Raw genomic sequence first — 21,665 nt, 5'->3', positions numbered from 1 at the left:
ATGATCCCCGACGTCAAACCCAACAGCGTGCTCTATCTGAACGGCGTGTCGGTTTCCTTCGATGGCTTCAAGGCGCTGAATTCGCTTTCGATCGTCATCGAGCCGGGTGAGCTGCGCGCCATCATCGGCCCGAACGGCGCCGGCAAGACGACGATGATGGACATCATCACCGGCAAGACCCGGCCCGACGAGGGCGAGGTGTTCTTCAACGGCCAGACCGACCTGACGAAACTCGACGAAGCCGACATCGCCCAGCTCGGCATCGGCCGCAAGTTCCAGAAGCCGACGGTGTTCGAAAGCCATACGGTCTGGGACAATCTGGAACTGGCGCTGAACCGCAAGCGCGGAGTTTTCCCGACGCTTTTCTATCGGTTGTCGGCAGAAGACAAGGCGCGCATCGAGGAAATCCTCGAGACCGTACGCCTGACGCATCGCCGCGACGAGTTCGCCGCCAATCTCTCGCATGGGCAGAAACAATGGCTGGAGATCGGCATGCTGCTCGCTCAGGAACCGAAGCTGCTGCTCGTCGACGAGCCGGTGGCCGGGATGACCGATGCCGAGACGGCGGAGACGGCGATCCTGCTGAAGGAGATCGCCAAGACCCGCTCGGTGGTCGTCGTCGAACACGACATGGGCTTCATCCGCGACCTAGGCGTCAAGGTGACGTGTCTGGCCGAGGGCTCGGTGCTGGCCGAGGGATCGATCGATTTTGTGAGCTCCGATCCGAAGGTGATCGAGAATTATCTGGGGCGGTGAGGGATGACGGTTGAGCGCGTGATACCCCCCTCTGCCCTGCCGGGCATCTCCCCCACAAGGGGGGAGATTGGATGGGCGCACCCGCTCGCTCCAACGTCGAATGTTGGACGGGCAGCTTACAACGAGTCGATCTCCCCCCTTGTGGGGGAGATGCCCGGCAGGGCAGAGGGGGGTAACGCCTCCCTGAACACAATGGGAGATGCCGAATGCTGACAGTCGAAAACGCAAACCTCCACTACGGCGCGGCACAGGCGCTGCGCGGCATCTCGATCAAGGCCGAGATGGGCAAGATCACCTGCGTGCTTGGCCGCAACGGCGTCGGCAAGAGTTCACTGCTGCGCGCCGTCACCGGCCAGCATCCGCTGTCTGCGGGCAGCGTCACCTTCAACGAGACGAGGCTCAACGGCCTGCCGCCCTTTGCGCGGGCCAAGCAGGGCATCGGCTATGTGCCGCAGGGGCGCGAGATCTTTCCGCTGCTGACGGTGAAGGAAAATCTGGAGACCGGCTTTGCTCCGCTTGGCCGCCGCGACCGCAACATCCCCGATGACATCTTCAGTCTCTTCCCGGTGCTGAAGTCGATGCTGTCACGTCGCGGCGGCGATCTTTCTGGCGGGCAGCAGCAGCAGCTGGCGATCGGCCGGGCGATGGTAACGCGGCCGAAGATCCTGGTGCTCGACGAGCCGACCGAGGGCATCCAGCCGTCGATCATCAAGGATATCGGCCGGGCGATCCGTTATCTGCGCGATTCCACCGGCATGGCGATCCTGCTGGTCGAGCAGTATCTCGATTTCTGCCGTGAGCTTGCCGATTACGTCTACATCATGGACCGCGGCGAGATTGTCCATGAAGGGCTCGCCGAGACGCTGGATACGCCGGAGGCCCGCCGCCATCTGACCGTCTGAGCGGCAAATGCCGCTTTTGCGGGCAATGCTGCCATCGATGATTGGCTGTCCGTCCCGCCGTTGCGGGCGGGGTGGGCGGCATGAGAATTGCTTGCTTTCATTTGTTTGGACTTATTGAATGGCGGCGGCCGGTAACCGGCGGCTGTTTGCAGGGGATGGAATGACGAGCGCAGCGGCGACGACCAGACCGCAGAGAGCCGAGGGACGGGGACATCTGGCGGCAAGCATGCTGGATGGCCGCACGCGGCTGCGCGAGTTCTATCAGGAGGGGGCGGCAAAGATCCGCCTGCCTCAGACCTTCGACGCCTCGATGGAGGCCGTCATCATCAACACCGCGGGCGGGCTGACGGGCGGCGACCGGATGAACTGGAGCGTTGCGGCCGGGCCCGGCACGCGCATCGACGTCACCACACAGGCCTGCGAGAAGATCTACAAGGCATCGGCGGGAACCGCCGAAGTCACTACGCGCATCGAGGCCGGTGCGGGCGCCCGCGTCGACTGGCTCCCGCAGGAAACCATCCTCTTCGACCGCGCCTCGCTTTTCCGCCGCCTCGACGTCGATCTCGATGAGAGCGCCGAGTTCCTGGCCGTCGAGGCGATCCTGCTTGGCCGCAGGGCGATGGGCGAGGCGATGGTGACAGGCCTCTTCCGCGACCGCTGGCGCATCCGCCGCTCCGGACGGTTGATCCATGCGGAGGAGCTGAAGCTCGAGGGCGAGGTATCGGCGCTGACGGCGAAGCAGCCGGTGCTTGGCGGGCAGGTGGCGTTCGCGACGCTTCTCTATGCCGGGCCGCTCGCCGAGAGCTATCTCGCCAGGGTGCGGCCCATGCTTGAGAGCCATATGGCGGGCGCCAGCGCCTGGAGCGGCAAGCTCGTCATCCGCGCCGCGGCACCCGATGGCTTCGCGCTCAGAAAAATCCTGATCCCGGTCATATCGGCCTTGCGCAACGGCGCCCCGGTGCCGAAAGTCTGGAACCTGTAATTCAGCTGGAATGGAAGAACGATGAACCTCACTCCGAGAGAAAAAGACAAGCTGTTGATTTCCATGGCGGCGATGGTGGCGCAGCGGCGGCTCGATCGCGGCGTCAAGCTCAACTATCCGGAAGCGATCGCCCTGATCAGCGATTTCGTCGTCGAAGGCGCGCGTGACGGCCGCCCGGTCGCCGAGCTGATGGAGGCCGGCGCGCATGTCATCGGCCGTCACCAGGTGATGGAGGGCATCGCCGAGATGATCCACGACGTGCAGGTGGAAGCGACATTTCCTGACGGTACCAAGCTCGTCACCGTCCACGAACCGATCCGCTGAGCTGCGTGAGGAGAAAGACATGATCCCAGGCGAAATCATTGCCGCGAGCGGCGATATCGAACTCAACGCCGGCGCTCCGACCATCACGATCGATGTGTCGAATACCGGCGACCGGCCGGTGCAGGTCGGCAGTCATTATCATTTCGCGGAGACCAATGGCGGCCTCGCCTTCGAGCGCGAGAAGGCGCAGGGCATGCGCCTCGACATCCCGGCGGGCACTGCCGTGCGTTTCGAGCCGGGCCAGACCCGCTCGGTGACGCTGATCCCGCTCTCGGGCAAGCGTGAAGTCTACGGCTTCCGCCAGCTCGTCATGGGCAAGCTTTAAAACACAAGAAAATAACGGAAGACGGGAGGAAATGATGCGTTTGGTGATTGGCCTGCTGGCGCTCGCTGGCGGCGTGATGATGGCTTCGGGTGTGTTCGCGCAGGAGGAGACTGACTGCAAGAACCCTGAGACGCAGGCGGAAATGACGAGCTGCGAGCAGGATCGATACGGCGAGGCCGACAAGGCGCTGAACGCCCAGTGGAAGGAAACGCGGGCTGCCGCGGCTGCGACCGACGAGGATCTCGACGAGAGCGATCGCGGTGCCGAGAAGGCGCTGCTGACGGCACAGCGGGCCTGGATCTCCTATCGCGATGCGCAATGCGAGGCCGAGGGCTTTCAGGCCCGCGGCGGGTCGATGGAGCCGATGCTGGTCGCCGGCTGCCTCGCCAATATGAGCGATAACCGCACGAAGGAGCTCAAGGCTCTGGCGGATGCAATGGGCGGCAATTGAGGTGGCGCAGAAGGTGATGATCGTCGGCAACGGAGATGTGGGTGAGGAGGGACGTGCAGCGATCGCTGCCGCCGACTTCGTCATCCGTTTCAACGAATGCCGCTCCTACGCTTCGAGCCCCGGCCGGACCGATGTCGTCGCCGTCTGCAATACCGGCCGTCCGGGCAAGGCGATGACCGGCGATACCGGCTGGCGGACGCTCCCCGGCGTCGTCGAGGCGTCCGAAATCTGGTGCGTGCGCGATCCGGAAAAATTTGCCGAAATGCGCGGCCCGCTCGCCGTCTCGCATCCCGAGCTCGACGATTTCTGCGACGATTACACGAGTCAGTTTAAAGCCTTCTGCAAGGAAGCTGGCAAACGGCATGTGGTCGTTGAGAAAGTGATTCATGAGGCAGTGGACGAGGCGCTCTCGGCCTATGACCCCGCGCCTTACGTCGTGCCGAGCACCGGCCTCATCGCCATCGCCGAAACCTTCCGCCGCTTCCCCGACGCCGAGGCCGGTCTTGTCGGCTTCGGCCACGCCGGCTGGGACGGCCACCCCTTCGCCGCCGAACGCCAGCTCGTCGACCGCTACATCGCCGAAGGGCGGCTCGTTCGTTATGCCGCCGACCAGTCTCATTCTTCCTCCCAAGGAGCCTGACAGATGCCCCACAAGATCTCCCGCGCCGCCTATGCCAGCATGTTCGGACCGACCGTTGGCGACAAGGTGCGGCTTGCCGATACCGAGCTCTTCATCGAGATCGAGAAGGACTTCACCACCTATGGCGAAGAGGTGAAGTTCGGCGGCGGCAAGGTGATCCGGGATGGGATGGGGCAGAGCCAGGTGACGCGTGCCAATGGCGCAGTCGATACCGTTATCACCAATGCCGTGATCGTCGATCACACCGGCATCGTGAAGGCCGATATCGGGCTCAAGGGCGGGCGGATCGTGGCGATCGGCAAGGCCGGCAATCCGGATACGCAGCCGGGCGTCAATATCATCGTCGGCCCGGGCACGGAGGCGATCGCGGGCGAGGGCAAGATCGTCACGGCCGGTGGCATGGACAGCCATATCCACTTCATCTGCCCGCAGCAGATCGAGGAAGCGCTGATGTCGGGTCTCACCTGCATGCTCGGCGGCGGCACCGGCCCGGCGCATGGGACGCTCGCGACGACCTGCACGCCCGGCCCCTGGCATATCGCCCGGATGATCGAGGCCGCCGATGCCTTCCCGATGAACCTCGCTTTCGCCGGCAAGGGCAATGCCTCGCTGCCCGGCGCGCTGGAGGAAATGGTGCTTGCCGGCGCCACCTCGCTGAAGCTGCATGAGGACTGGGGCACGACGCCTGGCGCCATCGACTGCTGCCTGACGGTCGCCGATCAGTATGACGTGCAGGTGATGATCCACACGGACACGCTGAACGAAAGCGGCTTCGTCGAGGATACGATCGGCGCCATCAGGGGCCGCACCATCCATGCCTTCCATACCGAAGGTGCGGGCGGCGGACATGCGCCTGACATCATCAAGATCTGCGGCCAGCCGAATGTCATCCCGTCGTCGACCAACCCGACGCGACCCTATACGGTCAATACGATCGCCGAGCATCTCGACATGCTGATGGTCTGCCACCATCTGTCGCCGTCGATCCCCGAGGATATCGCCTTTGCCGAAAGCCGCATCCGCAAGGAGACGATCGCTGCCGAAGACATTCTCCACGATATCGGCGCCTTCTCGATCATTTCTTCCGACAGCCAGGCCATGGGCCGCGTCGGCGAAGTGGCGATCCGCACCTGGCAGACGGCAGACAAGATGAAGCGTCAGCGCGGCCGCCTAAAGGAGGAGACGGGCGAGAACGACAATTTCCGTGTGCGCCGCTACATCGCCAAATACACGATCAACCCGGCGATCGCCCACGGCCTCAGCCACGAGATCGGCTCGGTCGAAGTCGGCAAGCGCGCCGATCTCGTGCTCTGGAACCCGGCCTTCTTCGGCGTGAAGCCCGACATGGTGCTGCTCGGCGGCTCGATTGCGGCGGCGCCGATGGGAGACCCGAATGCCTCGATCCCGACACCGCAGCCGGTGCATTACCGTCCGATGTTTGCCTCCTACGGCAAGAGCCTGACGAACTCCTCGGTCACCTTCGTCTCGCAGGCAGCACTCGATGGCGGGCTGAAGGGCAGGCTCGGCGTGGCCAAGGATCTGCTCGCGGTGAAGAACACCCGCGGCGGAATCTCCAAGGCCTCGATGGTCCATAACAATCTGATGCCGCATATCGAAGTCGATCCCGAGACCTATGAAGTGCGCGCCGATGGCGAGCTTCTCACCTGCGAGCCGGCGACCGTTCTCCCGATGGCACAACGCTACTTCCTGTTCTGAGTGTCGCCGTCCCGGGGAAGCAATTCGTTAACGCCGATTCTCTGCCCGGTTGTATTTAGCCGGGCAGATTTTTTTGGGTGGATTTGCGGCGTCGCCGACCCATCAAAATTTACTGATATAAATGTCGCATCAAACGCTTAATCAGTTTTTTATCAGTTCCGATTCAAGTTGAGCATTGCTGCAGCCTGCACGCGAAAATGCAAGTTTGTTAAATCGGGCAAATTCGATCAAATCTTAACGATCGGCTTAAGACCCCGGCAGCAAATGCATTCTAATCAAATGCCATGGGGTGGCGGGCTGGAGGTCGATTCGGATGAAAAATTGGATGTCGCTCCAGACGGAGATGGGCAATTTTCAGCATCGCGCCACCATCATCAGCTTTGCGCTGAAGATGAGCTTTTCGGCCGTCATTCTTTCGGCGCTGATCATGCTGATCGTGCTGCCGCCGCTCTCCTATCTCGACCTGTTGCCGCTGTCGCTCGCCCATTCGCTGAGCCTCGGCATCGTCTTCGCCTGGATCGTCGGCGGGGCGGCCTGCGGGCTGCTGTCGCTGATTGCCGGTTTCGCGCTGCATCAGCTGACGGTCTCGCGGGCCGAGTTCGAAAAGCTCAGCCGCACCGACATGCTCTCCGGCCTTCTCAACCGGCGCGCCTTCACAGCGGCGCTGGCGGATGCGGATGGCGATGCCTCGCTCGTCATCTTCGACGTCGACCGTTTCAAGGCGATCAACGACCGCTTCGGCCATGCCTGCGGCGATGCGGTGATCATCGCCATTTCGGCGATCCTGACAGCCGCCTTCAATGACGGCTCGGTCGTCGCGCGTCTCGGCGGCGAGGAGTTCGGCGTCATCGTCACCGGCTCGCCGCTGTCGGCCCGGCTGGAACAGGTAGAGCAGGTGAAGGCGCAGATCGCCCAGCAGCCTATCATCGCCGATGGCTGCAGCATCGCCATCACCATTTCGGCCGGCATCGCCGATCTGGAGACGGGGCGCAGCAAGGAGGCCGTCTATGCCTCGGCGGACAAGGCGCTCTATCTGGCAAAGGCGCTCGGCCGCAATCGCGTCATCCATGAGAGCGAGGGGCTGCATCATGCCTGGCACAGCCGCCTCGTCGAGAGCGGGCTCGGCGTGCAGGGCGATGCTGCCGATCACGACGAGCCGCAGCGCGCCTACGGCATTTAGCCACTGCGCGGATCCGCATTGGCGCTTGCGCGTCCTTCCGCTATTTTGCATGGTCGAAGTCCCATTGAAACGGACATGCCCATGCAACGCGTTACATCCTATCTCCCCGCCGGTACGCCGTCCTCCCACCCGATCGAGCAGGTGAAGCTGCCGCACGATCTGCGCCATCTCAGGCGCAAGCTGTTGCATCTGGAAAGCGGCGGCATGGTGATGCTCGACCTCAAGGATCCGGTGCTGTTTGCCAATGGCGATCTGCTGGTGCGCGATGACGGCGAACTGATCGAGATCCTGGCGGCTGACGAGAAGCTTTTCGAAGTGCGCGGCAAGGACCGGGTGCATCTGACCGAGCTTGCCTGGCATCTCGGCAACCGGCATCTGGCGGCACAGATCGAGGAAGACCGCATCCTGATCCTGCGCGACCATGTGATCCGCACCATGCTGCAGGGCCTCGGCGCCCTGGTGCTCGATGTCAACGAGCCGTTCCAGCCGGCGCGCGGCGCCTATCATGGCCATGGACATGGACATGATCATCACGCTCATGACAACCACGATCACGGCCATGCCCACGGTCACGACCATGACCACAAACACGAGCATGGCCACGACCACGATCATGACCATCATGATCACGACCACAAGCATGGTGACGGGCACCATCACTCTCACGACTGAGCGGCGATGACGGAAGCGGATGATCTCCAGGCGCTGCTGCGCCTGATGGCGTGGCTGTCGCCGGCCTTCCCGGTCGGCTCCTTTGCCTATTCGGGCGGCTTGGAGCGCGCGGTCCACGATGGCCTCGTGACCGATGCCGCAGGGCTGGAAACCTGGATCTCGACGCTGCTGACGCATGGCAGCATCTGGAACGATGCCGTGATCTTCTCCGCCGCCTGGCGCGGGCAGGGGGATGCTGCGGAGATCGGCGATCTCGCAGCACTTGCCGAGGCGCTCGCCGGTTCGCGCGAGCGGCATCAGGAGACGATGCTGCTCGGCGATGCCTTTCTGACGGCAGCGAAGGCCTGGGCCGATCCGGTGTTCGAGCGGCTGCCGCAGCAGGCGGCCTATCCGGTTGCCGTCGGGGCGGTCGCGGGCGCCCATCAGGTTTCGCTCGACAAGGCGCTCGCCGCCTTCCTGCATGCCTATGTCTCGCAGGCCGTCTCTGCCGGCATCCGCCTCGGTGTTGCCGGCCAGAAAGATGGGGTCGGCACGCTGGCGAAGCTCGAGCCGCTGATTGCCGGGGTTGCCCGGAAGGCGTCGGCGGCGACAACCGACGATCTCGGCTCGGCGGCTGTCCAGGCAGATATCGCGACGCTGCGGCACGAGACCCAGAGCACCAGACTTTTCCGCTCGTAAGGCCGGCATCTGCGTCATTTGCCGGTGGCAGGCGTCATAGCCGGGCGCTATCATCGGGCGAATTGGAGTGACACATATGAAATCGAGAAACGGACCTCTCCGCGTCGGCATCGGCGGGCCTGTCGGCTCCGGCAAGACGGCGCTGACGGAGAAGCTCTGCAAGGCGATGCGCGACGATTATTCGGTCGCTGTCGTCACCAACGACATCTACACGACCGAGGATGCCGAGGCGCTGATGCGCATGCAGGCGCTGCCCTCCGAGCGCATCGTCGGCGTCGAAACCGGCGGCTGCCCGCATACCGCCATCCGCGAGGATGCGACGATCAATCTGCAGGCGATCGCCGGGCTGAACCAGCGCATTCCCGATCTCGACGTCGTCTTCATCGAATCCGGCGGCGACAATCTGGCCGCAACCTTCTCGCCGGATCTTGCCGATATCACCATCTACGTGATCTCGGTCTGCCAGGGCGAGGAAATCCCGCGCAAGGGCGGCCCGGGGATTACCAAGTCGGACCTTCTCGTCATCAACAAGAAAGACCTGGCACCCTATGTCGGCGCCGATCTCGACGTGATGGACCGCGATGCGACGCGCATGCGCGCCACGCGCCCCTTCGTCTTCTCCGACATGAAGCGCGGCGACGGCATCGGCCCGATCGTCAGCTTCCTGAAGGAGCATGGCGGGCTCTGAGCCCGCCCCCTGCCGTCCAAATTGACGCGGCTTGCGGCCGGGCGTTGCATTGCGTCCGTGCTGCGGCTAATTTGGCCGCGATGGGGATGGAGTGCCCCCGAAACCGCCGTGATGGCTGATGACTCCTACCGCGATTTAATCGACGGTGGGAGTGTGTCTACTGCCCGCCGAAACAACGAGGCGTGCATGTCACTCTACACCTGCTTGATCATCATGGCCGGAGGCGCTCTGGGCACCCTGGCACGCTACCTGATCTCCGTCCTGGCGGCGCCGATCAGCGGCAACCTGCCCTGGGGCACGATCATCATCAACATCACCGGATCCTTCATCATCGGCCTGTTCGGCACGCTGACGCTGGCGCATGGCCGTTTTCCGGTTTCGGAGAACATGCGGCTCTTCGTGATGATCGGCCTTTGCGGCGGCTACACCACCTTCTCGTCCTTCAGCCTGCAGACGCTCGATCTGATGCGCTCGGGCGCGGTGACGCGGGCGGGGGTGAATATCGCGGCATCTGTGGTGCTGTGCGTCGCCGCCGTTTCGGCTGGGCACCTGATTGCTTCCTATTTCAATGGCGGGGAGAAGCAGGTGGCGCAGTTGCGGGTGGAGGAGGAGGTGTAAGGGGCGTTGGAGGGCCGGTCCGGCGCTGGTATGCCGTCAAACAGAACGGCTTGGCAAAACAAAAACGGCCGGGAAAACCCCGGCCGTTCTGCTTAGAATTCAGCGTGACGCCTACTCCGCCGCAAACGGCGGCAGTCGCAGGACGTTCTTGCCGTTGCTGTTGGCGTTCTTCTGCTTGGCTTCCGGGTTCTCGATCGCGGTGACGCGGTCCTTGAGCGAGCCGACGGCATCCGTCAGCTGCTCGCGGGACATGGCGAGCTGCTCTTCGTCCTTCTTGCCGACCAGGCGGCCGAACATCCAGCCGAGCAGGCGGGAGAGGTCGTCCATGATCAGGAAGAACGAGGGCACGACGACGAGCGACAGCACCGTCGAGACGATGATGCCGCCGATGACGGCGATTGCCATCGGTGCGCGGAACGAGCCGCCTTCGCCGACGCCGAGCGCGGAGGGCAGCATGCCCGCCGACATGGCGATCGAGGTCATGATGATCGGGCGGGCGCGCTTGCGGCCGGCTTCCACCATGGCTTCGACACGTTCCATGCCATGCCGCTTCATCTCGATTGCGAAATCGACGAGCAGGATGGCGTTCTTGGTGACGATACCCATCAGCATCAGGATACCGATCAGCACCGGCATCGACAGCGCGTTCTGGGTGATGATCAGCGCCACTGCCACGCCGCCGATCGCAAGCGGCAGCGAGAACAGGATGGTGAAAGGCTGGATGACGTCCTTGAAGAGCAGGATCAGCACGACCAGAACCAGCATCAGGCCCATCAGCATGGCATTGCCGAAACTCTGGACCATTTCGCCCTGAACCTTGGCGTCACCGCTTTCGGCCAGATGCACGCTCTTCGGCAATTCGGTCGCAGCGACGATGCGCTTGAATTCGGCGCTCGCCGTATCGAGCGCCGTGCCGAAGGGCACGTCGGAGCCGATGGCCACGACGCGGTTGCGGTTATTGCGCTTGATCGAGCTCGGGCCTTCCGAATAGTCGACATCGGCGACGCTGTAGAGCGGAACGCTGGCGCCGCTTGCCGTCTTGATCTTGATGGCGCGGATGGAGGCGAGATCGCGGCGGACATCGAGCGATGCCTGGACGCGGATCGGGATCTGCCGGTCGTCGAGCGAGATCTTGGCGAGGTTGGCGTCGATATCGCCGATGGTGGCGACGCGGACCGTCTCGGAGATCTGCTGCGGGGTGATGCCGAGGCGCGAGGCTTCGGCCATGCGCGGACGGATCTGCAGTTCCGGACGGGGCAGGGCGCCTTCCGAAGACACGTTCGCCAGGATCGGCGAGGCGCGCAGCTTCGATTCCAGCAGGCTGACGGCCTCGTTCAGGTCATCCTCGTTGGAAGAGAGGAAGTTGAAGGAGAGGTCGCGCTCGGCGCGGTCGTTGACCTTTGAGATGCGCACGTCGGGGATATCGCGCACGGCGGCGAAGATATCCTTTTCGACATCCCACTGCGGACGCGTACGGCCGTGATCTTCCATCTTCGGCACGAGGTTGCCGATAACAGGTAGTCCGCCGAGGCCCTTGTTGACGAGGGTCTTCAGCAGCGAATGATCGATATTGCCGAGGATGACGCGAACGGTGGCGCGGCGCAGCTCCAGATCGCCCTTGGGTGAGGCGCCGCCGAGAACGAAGACGCTTTCGACGCCGTCGATCCCGCGCACGGCATCGTAGACCTTGGTGGAGGCGGCGGCAGTGTCTTCGAGCGTGGCGTTCGGCGGCAGTTCCACAGACAGGACGACGCGCGAGGAATCGTCCGGCGGCATGAAGCTGCCGGGCACGCGGCTCAGCAGCATCATCGAGCCGATCAGGAAGGCGATGGCGCAGAGCAGCGTGGTGTAGCGCCAGTACCATTTGCGCGTCGTGCCCGTCACGAGACGGGTATAGCCGCGCATGATCCAGCCGTCATTGTCATGATGGTCTTCCATGCCGTCTTCGGCGCGCATCAGGTAGGCGGCCATCAGCGGGGTGATGAGACGCGCCACGACGAGCGAGAAGAAGACCGAGAAGGCGACAGTCAGGCCGAACTGGATGAAGTACTGGCCGGCAATGCCCGGCATGAAGGAAACAGGCACGAAGACGGCGATGATCGTGAAGCTGGTGGCGATGACGGCGAGGCCGATTTCGTCAGCGGCTTCAAGCGATGCCCTGTAGGGCGTCTTGCCCATCTTGATATGGCGGGCGATGTTCTCGATCTCGACGATCGCGTCGTCGACGAGAATACCGGTTGCCAGCGTCAGCGCCAGGAAGCTCACGAGGTTCAGCGAGAACCCCATGATATCCATGATCCAGAAGGTCGGAATGGCCGACAGGGGGAGCGCCACGGCGGCGATCAGCGTCGCGCGCCAGTTGCGCAGGAACAGGAAGACGACGATGACGGCGAGGATCGAGCCTTCGATCAGCGTATGAAGGGCCGCCTCGTAGTTGCCATAGGTGAAGTAGACGCTGTCGTCCACCATCTCGATCTTGACGTTCGGATTGGCCTTGCGGATCTCCGTCAGGCTTTCCGCCACGGTTTCGGCAACCGAAACTTCGCTGGCACCCTTGGCGCGGAACACTGCGAAGGTGACCGTCTGCGTGCCGTTGAAGCGCGAGAAGGACTTCTGCTCCTCGTAGGTGTCGTCGATGCGGCCGAGCTCAGAGAGCTTCACGAAACGGCCGTTCGGCAGGCTGATGGTGGTGGAATTGAGCTGCGAGACGTCGCGCGTGTCGCCGAGCGTGCGGATCGTCTGCTCGTTGCCGGCGACCTGGCCGCGGCCGGAGCCGAGGTTGACGTTGGTGCCGCGCAGCTGCTGGTTCACATCGGTCGCAGTGATGCCGTAGGCGTCGAGCTTGCCGGGATCGAGCGAGACGCGTACTTCACGGTCCGCACCGCCGTAACGGTCGATACGGCCAATGCCGGGCTGGCCCTGCAGGGCGCGCTTGACGGTGTCGTCGACGAACCAGGAGAGCTCCTCGAGCGTCATGTTGGGAGAGGAGACGGCGAAGGTCTGGATCGCCTGTCCTTCGACATCGACCTTGCTGACGATCGGTTCCTCGATGCCGGCGGGCAGGTCGCTGCGGATCTTGTCGATCGCGTCCTTGGTGTCCTGAACGGCTTCGGCGGTGGGCTTCTCGATGCGGAAGACGACGACCGTCTGTGACTGGCCGTCGGTCACCGTCGACTGGATTTCATCGATGCCGCTGATCGAGGCGACAGCGTCCTCGACCTCCTTGGTCACCTGCATTTCGAGTTCGGCCGGCGAGGCACCGCTCTGGGTCACGGTGATCGAAACGACGGGAACGTCGATATTCGGGAAGCGGGTGATCGGCAGCTTGTAGAACGCCTGGATGCCCACGAAGAGCAGCAGCGCGAAAGCGAGCAGCGGCGCAATCGGATTTCGGATGGACCATGCAGAGAAATTCATGGATTAGCCCCGGTCAGTTCGATTGTGCCGATACGGCTTCGGTAACAGCTGTGATCTTGTCGCCGTCGCGAACGAAGGCGCCGGCCTTGGCGACGACGGTGTCGCCTTCCTTGAGGCCATCGGCGATCTCGACGAAGCCGCCGTCCTGGATGCCTGTGGTGACCTTCACCTGCTTGACGATGCCATCCTCGACCTTTCTTGCGGTCGAGCCATCGCGGCCGGTGGTGACGGCAGACAGCGGCAGGGCGATATCGCTCTTCTCGGCGACGATGATCTCGGCGCTGGCATACATGCCGGAGCGTGCCGCACTCTCGTCATCGATCGAGATATGGACGAGGCCAAGGCGGGTTGCCTGATCGACGGTCGGAGAGACGATCCTCACCTTGCCTTCGATCTTCGTGCGGCTGCCCGACAGCGTGACGATGGCGCGCTGGCCGACCGCGATCTTCTGGATATCGGTTTCGGAGAGCTCGGCGACCAGTTCGATGGCGCTGTCCTTAATGACGGTGAACATCGGCTCGCCGTTGCCGGCGGCAATGGCGCCGATGCGGGCGTTCTTGGCGGAGATGACGCCGGAAACCGGGGTCTTCACATCCGTGCGCGCCAGTTTCAGATCGGCATCGGCAATCTGGCTGTCGGCGACCTTCAGATCGGCGATGGCAACTTCGATCGCCTGCTCGGCGGAGCTCACGCGGGCGTTGGCGGTGGCGGCGGCGGCATCGGCCTGCTCGACCTGCGCGGTGGAAACGGTGCCCTTCTTGCCCATTTCGGACGAACGGGTCTGCTGCAGACGGGCCTGCTCGGCGGTTGCCTTGGCTTCCAGAAGCTGGGCGCGCAGCTGGGCGAGGCTTGCCTCACCCTTGGCCTTGGTCGCCATCATCTGCGCCTTCTGCAACAGGAGGGCGTCTTCGTTCAGGGTCGCCAGCGTGCTGTTGGCTTCAACCTTGTCGCCGATATCGACGTTCAGCGCGCGGATCGAAAGACCTTCCACCTGCGGCTGAATATAAACTTCTTCGACCGGGCGGATGGTGCCGGTGCCGATCACGCGGTCAACGAGGGCGCGCTTGGTAGCGGTCGTGACGACGATGACGGGCAGGTTCTGCTGTGTCTTCGGCGGCTGGTTTTCCTGCGCAAACGCAACGGGCGCGGCAAGGATGCCGGCGATCAGGAGGGTGGAGGCGCGTAGTATTTCAAGCGTGCGTGCCATGCGTCATCATCCAGTTATGTCAAATGGTCGGCCAAAAACGCGCAGCTATGCCGCAGCTTGCGAACAGGCCATTCCCGTCTCTGTGCTCTCAGAGGTATTCCCGCATTATTTGCCGTCTCTCTTACAGAGAAGTCCCCCGAACGGCAAATCCGGTGATGTACGTGGTAGCGATTTGCGCAACGTACAAGACCGGCAGAAAATAATTCCCCATGGGCGCACATTAATTACCGTTTACGTATAGATCAATCACCGGCTGGTTATGTTTGCATTCCGATGATTGATCGCAGCGTATAAGCCAAAGACGATTGAAGCAGGGCTGATCCGACATCGCCTCTCGAAAAAATCGCCGTTGATGCTTAAAAAGCAGAAAACGCGCGGATTTCTCCGCGCGTCCCCGTGATTTCAGAGCGGCCGCTTACTTGGCTGCAGCGTCGGTGATGTCGTGCGTCCAGGCGCCCGACGGCTCCTTGCTGATGATCTTCTGGTCGAGAAGAGCCTTGGCCGTACGGTCATAAAGCGTGGTGTCGAGCTTGCCGCTGCCGTCGCCGATCAGCTTGGCCACTTCGCCCATCATGCGCTTCTGGTGGTTTTCGTCCTGGCCACCGGCATCGACGACGATTCCGGCTGCTTCATCCGGGTTTTCGGTGGCGTATTTCCAGCCCTTCATCGAAGCCTTGACGAACTTGACCATCTTTTCCTTGAAGGCCGGGTCCTTCAGCTTGTCTTCCATGGCATAGAGGCCGTCTTCCAGGAGGTCGTTGCCCATGGCCGTGTAGTTGAAGACGGTGAGATCTTCCGGCTTCAGGCCCGCATCGATCGCCTGCCAGTATTCGTTATAGGTCATGACGGAGATGCAGTCGGCCTGCTTCTGCAAGAGCGGCTGCACGTCGAAGCTCTGCTTCAGCACGGTCACGCCATCGGCGCCGCCATCGGTTTTCAGGCCGAGCTTGTTCATCCAGGCGAAGAACGGATATTCGTTGCCGAAGAACCAGACGCCGAGCGTATGGCCCTTGAAGTCGGCTTCGGTCTTCACCGGGCCATCCTTGCGGCAGATCATTTCCATGCCCGACTTCTGGTAGGGCTGGGCGATGTTGACGAGCGGAACGCCCTTTTCGCGGGCAACCAGCGCGCCGCCCATCCAGTCGACGATCACATCGGCGCCGCCGCCGGCAATCACCTGTTCCGGTGCGATATCCGGGCCGCCCGGCTTGATGTCGACGTCGAGGCCTTCTTCTTCGTAGTAACCCTTGTCCTTGGCGACGTAATAGCCGGCGAACTGGCTCTGCGTCACCCACTTCAGCTGCAGCGTCACCTTGTCGGCCGCCATCGCGTGAGCGGCGGCAAGCGACATGGCGCTCGCCATCATTGCAACCATCAACTTCTTCATTTTCTTTTTTCCCTCTGAAGTTATGCCCCAGACCCATTTGCGGGAATAAAGCGACGTCTAACCACCACGGATAGACGGATGCCAGAAAGTCACCGCTCTTTCGGCAAGGGCGACGACCCCGTAGAAAACCGAGCCAGCCACCGCCGCGACGGCGATTTCGGCCCAGACCATGTCGACATTCATGCGGCCGATCTCGGTAGAGATGCGGAAGCCCATGCCGACGATAGGGGTTCCGAAGAATTCCGCAACGATGGCACCGATCAGCGCCAGCGTCGAGTTGATCTTCAGTGCGTTGAAAATGAACGGCATTGCGGCCGGAAGCCGCAGCTTCAGGAGCGTCTGCCAATAGTCGGATGCGTAGGTGCGCATCAGGTCCCGTTCCATGGCGCCGGAGGCGGAAAGGCCGGCCACGGTGTTCACCAGCATCGGGAAAAAGGTCATGATGATGACGACGGCGGCTTTCGACGGCCAGTCGAAGCCGAACCACATGACCATGATCGGCGCGACGCCGATGATCGGCAGCGCCGAGACCATATTGCCGATCGGCAGCAGGCCGCGGCGCAGGAATGCGACGCGATCGGCGAGGATCGCGACGATGAAGCCGGAGGCGCAGCCGACGACATAGCCGAACAACACCGCCTTGAAGATCGTCTGGCGCACGTCCTCGCCGAGGATCGGCAGGGAGTTGACGATGCGCAGGCCGATGGAGCTCGGCGGCGGCAGGATGACGAAGGGGATGCCGCCGGCGCGGGTGGCCGCTTCCCAGAGGATCAGGATCCAGGCGCCGAAGATCGCCGGGATCAGCAGCCGCAGGAAGGATTTGCCGGTGTTCGAGACCGGCCGCACTTCCGACAGCAGGCTGACGGAGCGCCAGGCGAGCAGCCAGCAGGCGGCGATCAGCAGGAAGAAGGAGCGGGTCGCCAGCCCCTCGTTGCCTGCGATCCCCGACAAAAGCAGCCAGGCGGCATCGAAGGAGGCAAGCAGCAGCACCGTTGCCGAATAGAGCAACGGCAGCGCCGTCAGCGACAGGATGGCGGCGGCGGCGACCAGCAGGATGACGAGCGTCGTCGTCTGGCTGCTGAAGGGGGCGGGGGCGGCTTCCGTCAGCAGCGGCAGCGAGAAGAGCGCCACCACACAGAGGATCAGCGCCAGCGCGCTTTGCCAGGAGAAGGTCAGGTATTTCATGCCGGCCTCCCGCCCATGGCGCGATCGACGATCCTGGCGGCGAGCCCGACGATGGCGACGAGGAGGGCCGCCAGCACCGAACCGGCGACGAGCGCGGCCCAGATATCGATCGTCTGGCTGTAATAGGAACCGGCGAGCAGCTTCGAGCCGATGCCGGCGACCGCACCGGTCGGCAGTTCGCCGACGATGGCGCCGACGAGGCTCGCGGCAATCGCCACTTTCATCGAGGTGAAGAGGAAGGGCACGGAGGCCGGGACGCGCAGCTTCCAGAAGGTCTGTGCGGCGCTGGCATTATAAGTGCGCATCAGGTCGAGATACATGACCTCGGGCGAGCGTAGCCCCTTCACCATGCCGACGGCGACGGGGAAGAAGGAGAGGTAGGTCGAGATCAGCGCCTTGGGGATCAGCCCGGTGATGTTGATCGAGCCGAGGACGACGATGACCATCGGCGCGATCGCCAGGATCGGCACGGTCTGCGAGGCGATGATCCACGGCATCAGACTGCGGTCGAGCGCCTTGATATGGACGATGCCGACGGCGATCAGGATGCCGAGAATGGTGCCGAGCGCAAAGCCGAGCACGGTGGAGGAAAGCGTGACGCCGGCATGATAGACGAGGCTGCGGTTGCTTGAGAGCTTCCTCAGGAAGGTGTTTTCGAAGACATTCTGCGCCACCTGATGCGGGGCGGGCAGGATCGGCTTCGGCTGGGAAAGTGTCGCGGAGATGAACTCCGACGTCGTCGGCGTGATGTTGTTGCGCGTGTCCATGTCGCGCTGGAACGGCGCGTTCATGAACACGGCGGCGATGTACCAGATGACGACGAGGGCCGCGAGAATGGTCAGGACGGGGCCGATCCTGTCCTTGAGGGTATCGGTTTTCATGCGGCCTCCCGGTCTGTTGGGAGGGTGGGGTTACCCCCCTCTGTCCTGCCGGACATCTCCCCCACAGGTGGGGAGATTAGCTGGGCGCACCCGCTCGCCACGAGTCGATCTCCCCCCTTGTGGGGGAGATGCCCGGCAGGGCAGAGGGGGGCAGCCGCGGACTGAAACATCAGCTCACTCATAACTATGCCCCGCTCTCAAGCCATCGCGCACCCGATGGGCGATCTCCAGGAACTCCGGCGTCTCGCGGATATCGAGCGGGCGTTCCTTCGGCAGGGTCGAGTCGATGATATCGGTGACGCGGCCGGGGCGGGGGGACATCACGACGATCTTGGTGGAGAGGTAGACGGCCTCGGGGATCGAGTGGGTGACGAAGCAGATCGTCTTGTTGGTACGCGACCAGAGTTTCAGGAGTGCGGCGTTCAGGTGGTCGCGGACGATTTCGTCAAGGGCGCCGAAGGGTTCGTCCATCAGGAGCAGATCGGCGTCGAAGGCGAGCGCGCGGGCGATCGAGGCGCGCTGCTGCATGCCGCCCGAAAGCTGCCAGGGGAATTTCTTGTCGAAGCCGGCGAGCTCGACGAGTTCGAGCGCCTCGGAGATACGCTTCTTCTGCTCGGCCTTTGAATAACCCATGATTTCAAGGGGAAGGGCGATGTTCTTCTCGATGGTGCGCCAGGGATAAAGGGCGGCGGCCTGGAAGACATAGCCATAGGCGCGTGCCTTGCGGGCCTCTTCCGGCGTCATGCCGTTGACGCTGATCTCGCCCGAAGTGGTCTTCTCCAGATCGGCGATGACGCGCAGGAACGTCGTCTTGCCGCAGCCGGAGGGGCCGATGAAGGAGACGAAATCGCCCTTGTTGACATCGAGATTGACATTGCTCAGCGCATGCACCGGCCCGTCATTCGTCTGGAAGGTGAGACAGAGATCCTTGGCGGATACGACGGAGGCTGCTTGCATCGATAGGTTACCAGTCCTGTTTTCCCCGCAGCGGCGCGGTTTGCATGTTATGATGCTGCCCGGTTGCAAAGACCGCGGCAAAGTCCATGGAGGATGAGAATGGACGCGAAGTCAAAGCCCACCTGCCACATTGTTCGTCCCAGCCACGCCTATGACGGCAAGCAGGGGCTCAGCTATTTCGAGGGCATTGCCGCGGAGACGGTCGGGGCGAAGGGCATCTGCATGCATCTTCTGACGATTCCGCCCGGCGTGCGCGCCAAGGCGCATCTGCACGAGGCGCATGAAACGGCGATCTACATGCTCTCCGGCGAGGCCCATACCTGGTATGGCGACGAACTGGAGCATCACGTCGTCGTCCATGCCGGCGAGCTCTTCTACATCCCGGCCGGCGTTCCGCATCTGCCCGCCAATCTCAGCAGCACGCCCTGCACGGCGATCATCGCGCGGACAGATCCCAACGAGCAGGAGAGCGTCGTGCTGCTGCCGGAACTCGACAGCCGCGTGCCGGATTGAGCCTATTTGCATAGCGGCAGCGGCCCCCATTTGATGCCGGCATCGGAGGCGAGGCCGATCGTGTAGCCCTTGGGGCCGGAGGTGATCTTCGCGGTGTCCTCGCTCTCGCCTTCCTCACCCTCGGCCTGGCAGGAGACTGTGGCGGTGAAGTTCTTGCCCTCGGTCTTCACGAGCTTCTTGATCTCGCAATAGGAGGCGGCCGTGGTGATCGCCTCGGAGGTCAGCAGGAAGAAGTTATCCGAGCCGGTGCTCTCGCCCGACTTGGCATAGGCGCAGCCATCCTTGTTGCCGTAGCTGCCCTTGATCGGCAGCGTATCGGCCCATACTGCCGCAGGAAGCGCCGCGGAGGAGAGCGCGGCCAGGGAGACAATCGTCAAAATCACATGGCCGCGCATCGATATCACACCCCGCTTGCCGGGATGCCGGTGCGTTCGACCTTGCGGGGAGCGGTCAGCTCTTTCCAGGTCGAGAGCGCCTTGTTGACCGCCTGGAAGGGTTCGCGCTTGACGAACTGGCCGTGGCCCTCCTGCGTCTTGATGGTCGACTCCTCGATGGCGACGACGCCGCGGGTCAGCGTGTAGCGCGGCAGGCCGGTGACTTCCTTGCCCTCGAAGACGTTGTAATCGATCGCCGACTGCTGGCTCTTGGCCGAGATCGTCTTGGAGCGCTTCGGGTCCCAGACGACGATATCGGCATCGGCGCCGACGAGGATGGCGCCCTTCTTCGGATAGACGTTGAGGATCTTGGCGATGTTGGTGGAGGTGACCGCCACGAACTCGTTCATGGTGATGCGGCCGGTTGCGACGCCATAGGTCCAGAGCATCGGCATGCGGTCTTCGAGGCCGCCGGTGCCGTTCGGGATCTTGCGGAAGTCGCCGAGGCCGGTGCGCTTCTGGTCGGTCGTGAAGGCGCAGTGGTCGGTTGCCACCACCTGAAGCGAGCCGGCGGACAGCCCGGCCCAGAGTGAGTCCTGATGCTGCTTATTGCGGAAGGGCGGGGACATGACGCGGCGGGCGGAGTGGTCCCAGTCGCGGTTGAAATATTCGCTCTCGTCGAGCGTCAGGTGCTGGATCAACGGCTCGCCATAGACGCGCATGCCGTTCTGGCGGGCGCGGCGGATCGCTTCATGGGCCTGTTCGCAGGAGGTGTGGACGACATAGAGCGGCACGCCCGCCATGTCGGCGATGATGATGGCGCGGTTGGTCGCTTCGCCTTCGACGGAGGCGGGCCGCGAATAGGCGTGTCCCTCGGGGCCGTTATTGCCCTCATCCATCAGCTTCTGCTGCATGGCGGCGACGACGTCGCCGTTTTCGGCATGGACGAGGGGCAGCGCGCCGAGCTCGGCGCAGCGCTGGAACGAGGCGAACATTTCGTCGTCGTTCACCATCAGCGCGCCCTTGTAGGCCATGAAATGCTTGAAGGTGTTGATGCCCTTTTCCTGCACGATGGTCTTCATGTCGTTGAAGACCTGCTCGCCCCACCAGGTGACGGACATGTGGAAGGAATAATCGCAATTGGCGCGGGTCGACTTGTTGTCCCAGCGCTTCAGCGCATCGAGCAGCGACTGGCCGGGATCAGGCAGGCAGAAATCGACGACCATGGTCGTGCCGCCCGCAAGAGCGGCGCGCGTGCCGCTTTCGAAGTCATCGGAGGAATAGGTGCCCATGAAGGGCATTTCGAGATGCACATGCGGATCGATACCGCCGGGCATGACGTAGCAGCCGGCTGCATCCAGCACCTCGTTGCCAGACAAGTTCGGCCCGATCTCGACGATCTTGCCACCCTCGATCTTCACGTCCGCCTTATAGGTCAGGTCGGCCGTGACGATGGTTCCACCCTTGATGACTGTGCTCATGATCGTTCCCTATTTTCTTGTGAGACGAGGGACACCGTTCACGGTGCCGTTGCGCCGTGCCGAGCAGTTTAATCGCTTTCAGATGTCTCCCCGGACGAGAATCCCGGCAATGCTTGTTCAGGCCTCGACGAGACCGAGCCTGCGTTCGACGCGGTCAAGCCGTTCATCGATGCGATCCACGCGTCGCGAGATGCTGGCATATTGCTGTTCAAGGAAACCGATCCGTTCCTTGGTCTCGAGATGGTATTGGGTGTGGAGCGCAAGAGTTTCCTGCATCCGCTTGAGCGTCTCGTAGATAAGTTCGTTCGTGACCTTGTCGGACATTGCTCAA

Annotated in this window: 23 protein-coding genes and 1 riboswitch; of the genes, 14 read left to right on the top strand and 9 right to left on the bottom strand. The window is 62.9% G+C overall.

Annotated features, from left to right (window positions below; translation table 11 throughout):
• From urtD to crcB, 13 genes are all read left to right on the top strand, one after another.
• Window positions 1-756, top strand: a complete 756-nt coding sequence (gene urtD, locus ACEN84_RS23490; protein WP_413710085.1) for an urea ABC transporter ATP-binding protein UrtD — start codon at window positions 1-3, stop codon at window positions 754-756.
• A 206-nt stretch (window positions 757-962) separates the two neighbouring features.
• Window positions 963-1,658 carry an urea ABC transporter ATP-binding subunit UrtE gene (gene urtE, locus ACEN84_RS23485; RefSeq protein WP_413710084.1) on the top strand — a complete coding sequence of 232 codons (696 nt, stop codon included), beginning with the start codon at window positions 963-965 and terminating at the stop codon, window positions 1,656-1,658.
• 160 nt (window positions 1,659-1,818) lie between these two features.
• Entirely contained in the window at window positions 1,819-2,640 is an 822-nt protein-coding gene (locus ACEN84_RS23480; protein WP_413710083.1) for an urease accessory protein UreD, read from the top strand.
• A 21-nt stretch (window positions 2,641-2,661) separates the two neighbouring features.
• Complete coding sequence (locus ACEN84_RS23475; RefSeq protein WP_112711417.1) at window positions 2,662-2,964, top strand: urease subunit gamma; 303 nt, start codon at window positions 2,662-2,664, stop codon at window positions 2,962-2,964.
• A gap of 19 nt (window positions 2,965-2,983) precedes the next feature.
• Window positions 2,984-3,289: an urease subunit beta gene (locus ACEN84_RS23470; protein ID WP_130283959.1), complete on the top strand. Its 306-nt coding sequence runs from the start codon at window positions 2,984-2,986 to the stop codon at window positions 3,287-3,289.
• A 34-nt stretch (window positions 3,290-3,323) separates the two neighbouring features.
• Window positions 3,324-3,740: a lysozyme inhibitor LprI family protein gene (locus ACEN84_RS23465; protein ID WP_413710082.1), complete on the top strand. Its 417-nt coding sequence runs from the start codon at window positions 3,324-3,326 to the stop codon at window positions 3,738-3,740.
• A 16-nt stretch (window positions 3,741-3,756) separates the two neighbouring features.
• On the top strand, window positions 3,757-4,380 hold the full coding sequence (locus ACEN84_RS23460) for a Urease operon accessory protein (protein ID WP_413711349.1): 624 nt from the start codon (window positions 3,757-3,759) through the stop codon (window positions 4,378-4,380).
• A 3-nt stretch (window positions 4,381-4,383) separates the two neighbouring features.
• Window positions 4,384-6,096 (top strand): urease subunit alpha, encoded by a 1,713-nt coding sequence (gene ureC, locus ACEN84_RS23455; RefSeq protein WP_199627641.1) that lies wholly within the window; start codon window positions 4,384-4,386, stop codon window positions 6,094-6,096.
• A 313-nt stretch (window positions 6,097-6,409) separates the two neighbouring features.
• A complete protein-coding gene (locus ACEN84_RS23450; protein WP_413710081.1) occupies window positions 6,410-7,276 on the top strand; it encodes a GGDEF domain-containing protein in 867 nt (288 codons plus the stop codon).
• An 81-nt stretch (window positions 7,277-7,357) separates the two neighbouring features.
• A complete protein-coding gene (locus ACEN84_RS23445) occupies window positions 7,358-7,948 on the top strand; it encodes an urease accessory protein UreE (RefSeq protein WP_413710080.1) in 591 nt (196 codons plus the stop codon).
• A 6-nt stretch (window positions 7,949-7,954) separates the two neighbouring features.
• Window positions 7,955-8,626: an urease accessory protein UreF gene (locus tag ACEN84_RS23440; protein WP_413710079.1), complete on the top strand. Its 672-nt coding sequence runs from the start codon at window positions 7,955-7,957 to the stop codon at window positions 8,624-8,626.
• Window positions 8,627-8,702: 76 nt separating this feature from the next.
• The gene (gene ureG / locus ACEN84_RS23435; protein WP_112711412.1) at window positions 8,703-9,314 is read left to right on the top strand and encodes an urease accessory protein UreG; all 612 of its coding nucleotides are present in this window, start codon (window positions 8,703-8,705) and stop codon (window positions 9,312-9,314) included.
• 73 nt (window positions 9,315-9,387) lie between these two features.
• A riboswitch (Fluoride riboswitch) is annotated at window positions 9,388-9,449 on the top strand.
• A 51-nt stretch (window positions 9,450-9,500) separates the two neighbouring features.
• On the top strand, window positions 9,501-9,932 hold the full coding sequence (gene crcB, locus ACEN84_RS23430) for a fluoride efflux transporter CrcB (RefSeq protein ID WP_112711411.1): 432 nt from the start codon (window positions 9,501-9,503) through the stop codon (window positions 9,930-9,932).
• Window positions 9,933-10,043: 111 nt separating this feature from the next.
• On the opposite strand, the gene ACEN84_RS23425 is transcribed toward crcB, so the two are convergent.
• The 6 genes from ACEN84_RS23425 to ACEN84_RS23400 form a co-directional block, all read right to left on the bottom strand.
• Window positions 10,044-13,349, bottom strand: a complete 3,306-nt coding sequence (locus ACEN84_RS23425; protein WP_413710078.1) for an efflux RND transporter permease subunit — start codon at window positions 13,347-13,349, stop codon at window positions 10,044-10,046.
• 13 nt (window positions 13,350-13,362) lie between these two features.
• Window positions 13,363-14,556: an efflux RND transporter periplasmic adaptor subunit gene (locus ACEN84_RS23420; RefSeq protein WP_413710077.1), complete on the bottom strand. Its 1,194-nt coding sequence runs from the start codon at window positions 14,554-14,556 to the stop codon at window positions 13,363-13,365.
• A 415-nt stretch (window positions 14,557-14,971) separates the two neighbouring features.
• Window positions 14,972-15,943 (bottom strand): ABC transporter substrate-binding protein, encoded by a 972-nt coding sequence (locus ACEN84_RS23415; protein WP_112711408.1) that lies wholly within the window; start codon window positions 15,941-15,943, stop codon window positions 14,972-14,974.
• A 57-nt stretch (window positions 15,944-16,000) separates the two neighbouring features.
• A complete protein-coding gene (locus ACEN84_RS23410; protein WP_112711407.1) occupies window positions 16,001-17,128 on the bottom strand; it encodes an ABC transporter permease in 1,128 nt (375 codons plus the stop codon).
• The gene (locus tag ACEN84_RS23405; RefSeq protein ID WP_413710076.1) at window positions 17,125-18,009 is read right to left on the bottom strand and encodes an ABC transporter permease; all 885 of its coding nucleotides are present in this window, start codon (window positions 18,007-18,009) and stop codon (window positions 17,125-17,127) included. Before ACEN84_RS23405 ends, ACEN84_RS23410 begins: the two co-directional genes overlap by 4 nt.
• 174 nt (window positions 18,010-18,183) lie before the next feature.
• Window positions 18,184-18,966, bottom strand: a complete 783-nt coding sequence (locus ACEN84_RS23400; protein WP_130283941.1) for an ABC transporter ATP-binding protein — start codon at window positions 18,964-18,966, stop codon at window positions 18,184-18,186.
• 99 nt (window positions 18,967-19,065) lie between these two features.
• Between ACEN84_RS23400 and ACEN84_RS23395 the strand changes: the two genes are divergently transcribed.
• Window positions 19,066-19,479 carry a cupin domain-containing protein gene (locus tag ACEN84_RS23395; RefSeq protein ID WP_112711404.1) on the top strand — a complete coding sequence of 138 codons (414 nt, stop codon included), beginning with the start codon at window positions 19,066-19,068 and terminating at the stop codon, window positions 19,477-19,479.
• Window positions 19,480-19,481: 2 nt separating this feature from the next.
• Here the strand turns inward: ACEN84_RS23395 and ACEN84_RS23390 are convergent, their stop codons facing one another.
• From ACEN84_RS23390 to ACEN84_RS23380, 3 genes are all read right to left on the bottom strand, one after another.
• Entirely contained in the window at window positions 19,482-19,862 is a 381-nt protein-coding gene (locus ACEN84_RS23390; RefSeq protein WP_413711348.1) for a hypothetical protein, read from the bottom strand.
• Between the two features lie 17 nt (window positions 19,863-19,879).
• A complete protein-coding gene (gene hydA, locus ACEN84_RS23385) occupies window positions 19,880-21,334 on the bottom strand; it encodes a dihydropyrimidinase (protein WP_413710075.1) in 1,455 nt (484 codons plus the stop codon).
• A 117-nt stretch (window positions 21,335-21,451) separates the two neighbouring features.
• Window positions 21,452-21,658, bottom strand: coding sequence for a hypothetical protein (locus tag ACEN84_RS23380; protein ID WP_112711402.1), 207 nt, complete (start codon window positions 21,656-21,658; stop codon window positions 21,452-21,454).
• Window positions 21,659-21,665: the final 7 nt, after the last annotated feature.

It is taken from the genome of Rhizobium sp. Rhizsp82 (assembly GCF_047325115.1).
Classification (GTDB): domain Bacteria; phylum Pseudomonadota; class Alphaproteobacteria; order Rhizobiales; family Rhizobiaceae; genus Rhizobium.
This window is presented reverse-complemented; position numbering and strand designations above follow the sequence as displayed.

What these genes read in the sequence shown, in the direction of transcription:
- urtD (WP_413710085.1), top strand. Translation starts at nt 1, where the DNA reads ATGATCCCCGACGTCAAACCCAACAGCGTGCTCTATCTGAACGGCGTG.
- urtE (WP_413710084.1), top strand. Translation starts at nt 963, where the DNA reads ATGCTGACAGTCGAAAACGCAAACCTCCACTACGGCGCGGCACAGGCG.
- ACEN84_RS23480 (WP_413710083.1), top strand. Translation starts at nt 1,819, where the DNA reads ATGACGAGCGCAGCGGCGACGACCAGACCGCAGAGAGCCGAGGGACGG.
- ACEN84_RS23475 (WP_112711417.1), top strand. Translation starts at nt 2,662, where the DNA reads ATGAACCTCACTCCGAGAGAAAAAGACAAGCTGTTGATTTCCATGGCG.
- ACEN84_RS23470 (WP_130283959.1), top strand. Translation starts at nt 2,984, where the DNA reads ATGATCCCAGGCGAAATCATTGCCGCGAGCGGCGATATCGAACTCAAC.
- ACEN84_RS23465 (WP_413710082.1), top strand. Translation starts at nt 3,324, where the DNA reads ATGCGTTTGGTGATTGGCCTGCTGGCGCTCGCTGGCGGCGTGATGATG.
- ACEN84_RS23460 (WP_413711349.1), top strand. Translation starts at nt 3,757, where the DNA reads ATGATCGTCGGCAACGGAGATGTGGGTGAGGAGGGACGTGCAGCGATC.
- ureC (WP_199627641.1), top strand. Translation starts at nt 4,384, where the DNA reads ATGCCCCACAAGATCTCCCGCGCCGCCTATGCCAGCATGTTCGGACCG.
- ACEN84_RS23450 (WP_413710081.1), top strand. Translation starts at nt 6,410, where the DNA reads ATGAAAAATTGGATGTCGCTCCAGACGGAGATGGGCAATTTTCAGCAT.
- ACEN84_RS23445 (WP_413710080.1), top strand. Translation starts at nt 7,358, where the DNA reads ATGCAACGCGTTACATCCTATCTCCCCGCCGGTACGCCGTCCTCCCAC.
- ACEN84_RS23440 (WP_413710079.1), top strand. Translation starts at nt 7,955, where the DNA reads ATGACGGAAGCGGATGATCTCCAGGCGCTGCTGCGCCTGATGGCGTGG.
- ureG (WP_112711412.1), top strand. Translation starts at nt 8,703, where the DNA reads ATGAAATCGAGAAACGGACCTCTCCGCGTCGGCATCGGCGGGCCTGTC.
- crcB (WP_112711411.1), top strand. Translation starts at nt 9,501, where the DNA reads ATGTCACTCTACACCTGCTTGATCATCATGGCCGGAGGCGCTCTGGGC.
- ACEN84_RS23425 (WP_413710078.1), bottom strand. Translation starts at nt 13,349, where the DNA reads ATGAATTTCTCTGCATGGTCCATCCGAAATCCGATTGCGCCGCTGCTC.
- ACEN84_RS23420 (WP_413710077.1), bottom strand. Translation starts at nt 14,556, where the DNA reads ATGGCACGCACGCTTGAAATACTACGCGCCTCCACCCTCCTGATCGCC.
- ACEN84_RS23415 (WP_112711408.1), bottom strand. Translation starts at nt 15,943, where the DNA reads ATGAAGAAGTTGATGGTTGCAATGATGGCGAGCGCCATGTCGCTTGCC.
- ACEN84_RS23410 (WP_112711407.1), bottom strand. Translation starts at nt 17,128, where the DNA reads ATGAAATACCTGACCTTCTCCTGGCAAAGCGCGCTGGCGCTGATCCTC.
- ACEN84_RS23405 (WP_413710076.1), bottom strand. Translation starts at nt 18,009, where the DNA reads ATGAAAACCGATACCCTCAAGGACAGGATCGGCCCCGTCCTGACCATT.
- ACEN84_RS23400 (WP_130283941.1), bottom strand. Translation starts at nt 18,966, where the DNA reads ATGCAAGCAGCCTCCGTCGTATCCGCCAAGGATCTCTGTCTCACCTTC.
- ACEN84_RS23395 (WP_112711404.1), top strand. Translation starts at nt 19,066, where the DNA reads ATGGACGCGAAGTCAAAGCCCACCTGCCACATTGTTCGTCCCAGCCAC.
- hydA (WP_413710075.1), bottom strand. Translation starts at nt 21,334, where the DNA reads ATGAGCACAGTCATCAAGGGTGGAACCATCGTCACGGCCGACCTGACC.
- ACEN84_RS23380 (WP_112711402.1), bottom strand. Translation starts at nt 21,658, where the DNA reads ATGTCCGACAAGGTCACGAACGAACTTATCTACGAGACGCTCAAGCGG.